Genomic DNA, 3,282 nt, shown 5'->3' with positions numbered 1-3,282 from the left:
CCCCGCGACGACGTGCCGTCGGTCGGCGCCACCACCTGGAACGGCGGGCTGTCGGCGACCCGGCACCTGCTGGAGCTGGGGCACCGACGCATCGCCGTGATCACGGGCCCCGAGTACGCCTTGTGCAGTCGGGCGCGGCTCGACGGTTACCGGGCAGCGTTGGACGCGGCCGGCGTACCTGTGGATCCCGCGTTGATCCGGCAGGGTGAGTTCGAGATCGAGGACGGTCTGCGCCACACCGAGGAGCTGCTCCGCCTCCCCGACCCGCCGACGGCGATCTTCGCGCTCAACGACGGCATGGCCATCGGCGTCTACCACGCCGCGAGCCTGGCCGGCCTGCGCATCCCGGACGACCTCAGCGTGGTGGGCTTCGACGACTACGATCTCGACCAGTGGCTGGTGCCGCCGCTGACGACGGTCCGCCAGCCGCTCCAGGAGATGGGGGCGGCGGCCGCCCGCATGGCGCTCGACCTGTCCGAGGACCTCGCGCCGCGGGGCAAGCGGGTGGAGCTGGCGACCGAGTTGGTCGTCCGGGGAAGCACGGCGCCGCCAGCCCCGCGATAGCGCCCGCGGCTGAGGTCAACGTATTGACAGTCGCCGCTGTGACCGATAACTTTCCGGGAATATCTTAGAAAGTTTCAGCCGCCGCTCGCCCCCACCTTAAAACCCTGTCGGTCCGAAAATTTCGGCGGCACCTGCCGTGGCCGAGATTGTTAGCGCTAACATCCCTCGCCGGGGCGGCCGGGCCAGGTAGACGAGGAGGTATCACGCATGCGCCCACCCGCAGGTCCACCCGCACGCCCACCTGAAGGCCCACCCGAGGGCCGGACGGCGCACGGCTCCGTCAGGCGGACGCTCGCGAAGGTCATACCCGTCCTGGTGGCCGTTCTCGCGGCCGCCACGGTGACGGTGGTGAGCCGGTCGGCTGCGGCCGCCGACAACCCGTACCAGCGCGGCCCGGATCCGACGGCCGCCAGCGTGTCGGCACAGCGAGGCACGTTCGCCACCGCGCAGACGAGCGTGCCGGCCGGCAACGGCTTCGGCGGCGGGATGATCTACCACCCCACCGACACCAGCCAGGGTACGTTCGGCGGCGTCGCCATCGTGCCCGGCTACACCGCCCTGTTCTCCGTCGAAGAGGCCTGGATGGGGCACTGGCTCGCGTCCTTCGGCTTCGTCGTGATCGGCGTCGAGACCAACAGCCGCAACGACTTCGACGCCGCCCGGGGCACCCAACTGCTGGCCGCCCTCGACTACCTGACCCAGCGCAGCCCGGTGCGCGACCGGGTCGACGCCAGCCGGCTGTCGGTGATCGGCCACTCCATGGGCGGCGGCGGTTCCCTCTACGCGGCCGAACAGCGCCCCTCGCTGAAGACCACCATCGGGCTCGCCCCGTTCAAGCCCTCGGGGAACCCGACCAACCTGCGGGTCCCGGCGCTGCTCATCGCCGGGCAGAACGACACGACGGTCACCCCGTCGATGGTCACCGGCTACTACAACTCGCTGCCGGCCACGACCGAGCGCGCCTACATGGAGTTCACCGGCGCCGACCACCTCTTCCCCACCCGCGCCAACGTGCTGGAGATGCGGATCCTGATCCCCTGGCTCAAGATCTTCGTCGACAACGACGACCGCTACAGCCAGTTCCTGTGTCCGTCCCTGATGGACGCCAACGGCATCAGGTCGTACCGCAACACGTGCCCGTTCATCGCCCCCGCGCCGCCGACCTCACCCGCGCCGCCACCGCCGCCGAACCCGAACCCGCCACCACCGAACCCGCCACCACCGAACCCGCCGCCACCGAACCCGCCGCCACCGAACCCGCCGCCGCCCAACCCGCCGCCCCCGCCACCCCCGGCCTCCTGCACCGCGACCATCACACCGGGCCAGGTCTGGGGCGACCGGTACAACACCTCCGTGACCGTCTCCGGCGCCACCAACTGGAGCGTGGTCGTCGCCCTCACCGCACCACAGCGCATGTCCGCCACCTGGAACGGCACCCCGTCCTGGGACTCCACCGGCTACGTGATGACCATGCGCTCCAACGGCTCGGGCAACACCTTCGGCTTCACCACCATGTTCAACGGCAACAGCACCGCGCGGCCACAGATCCGCTCCTGCACGCCGGCCTGACGGCCCCAGAGGGTACGGAAAGCGAGAGAGGCAGCCGGAACATGATCGATGAACTCACCGGGGGTTGGTGTCGGGCAGGGCTCGACGCCAGTCCCCGGTGGGCGGTCGTCCGGCGCGACGTCTGGGGGCGGACGGTGGTCGGAATCCGGGCACAGCCCGACACGGCCCCGCTCTGCGAGGTCATGCCCGCCCAACTCGGCGGTCGGATCGACGCGGTGGACGTCGTGCCGCACGACGACGGCAACGCCGCGATCGGCGGCATCTGGCGCGTGGGCGGGCCGGCGGGCAGCGCCGTACTGAAGATCATCAAGCCCCCCGCGTGTCGCCAGGCCGACGCCGCGGCCTGGCGGGCCAGCTTCGCGCCGGACCACTGGAACTACTGGCGTCGGGAGCTACTCGCCCACCTCAGCGGGTTCGCCGGTGCCGTCTACCGCGACTGCGGCATCGCGGCGCCCCAGTTGTTGGAGGTCGGTCAGCGACCGGACGGCGGCATCGAGCTGTGGCTGGCCGACGTCCGGGGCACGCCCGGCGTGTCCTGGACGGTGTCGCACCTGGCTCACTTCGCCTGGCAACTGGGCACGGCACAGGCGCAATGGGTCGACCGCGTACCGGACCTGCCCTGGTTGTCGCGACGCTGGCTCGCCCAGTACCTGGACCACGGACCCGCCCGCGGCGTCCGGAACGGCGCCGCGGCCCCGTGGCAGCACCCGGTCGCGACGGTGTGGCCGGCCGCGGTGCGCTCCGGTCTCCGGCGGCTCTGGGCGGAGCGGTCCACCGTCCTGGCGCTGGCCGAGGCCACCCCGCGCACGGTCTGCCATCTGGACGTCTCGCCCACCAATCTCGTCGACGACGGCGACGTGAGCGTGCTGCTCGGCTGGTGGTACGCCGGCGCGGGCGGCGTCGGGCAGGACGCGGCGGACCTGATCGTCCGCTGCGCGACGGACGGCGTGGTGGACGGCGCGCTCCTGCCCGACCTCGCCGCCGCCGTCACCGACCGGTACCTCGCCGGTCTGCGTGACGGTGGATGGACCGGCGCTGTCGACCCGGTCCGGCGCGCCATCGCCATCCACGGCACCGCCAGGTACTGCTGGTTCGCGCCCGCCACGCTCGGCCGGCTGATCTGCCAGGGAACGTTCCGGCACCCGCGGC

The 3,282-nt window shown here is 71.9% G+C and carries 3 protein-coding genes; all 3 read left to right on the top strand.

Annotated features, from left to right (window positions below):
* The coding region (locus tag VFO68_RS04925; RefSeq protein WP_325156948.1) for a substrate-binding domain-containing protein at positions 1-564 on the top strand (564 nt) is incomplete at its 5' end.
* Between the two features lie 315 nt (positions 565-879).
* Complete coding sequence (locus VFO68_RS04920; protein WP_325156947.1) at positions 880-2,133, top strand: dienelactone hydrolase family protein; 1,254 nt, start codon at positions 880-882, stop codon at positions 2,131-2,133.
* A 41-nt stretch (positions 2,134-2,174) separates the two neighbouring features.
* Positions 2,175-3,282 (top strand): hypothetical protein (locus tag VFO68_RS04915; protein ID WP_325156946.1); only part of this gene is annotated, 1,108 nt, incomplete at its 3' end.

Origin of the sequence: Actinophytocola sp. (genome assembly GCF_035712165.1) — a bacterium.
Classification (GTDB): domain Bacteria; phylum Actinomycetota; class Actinomycetes; order Mycobacteriales; family Pseudonocardiaceae; genus DASYTH01.
Note: the sequence above shows the minus strand (reverse complement) of the source record. Positions and strands in the feature narration are given on the sequence as shown.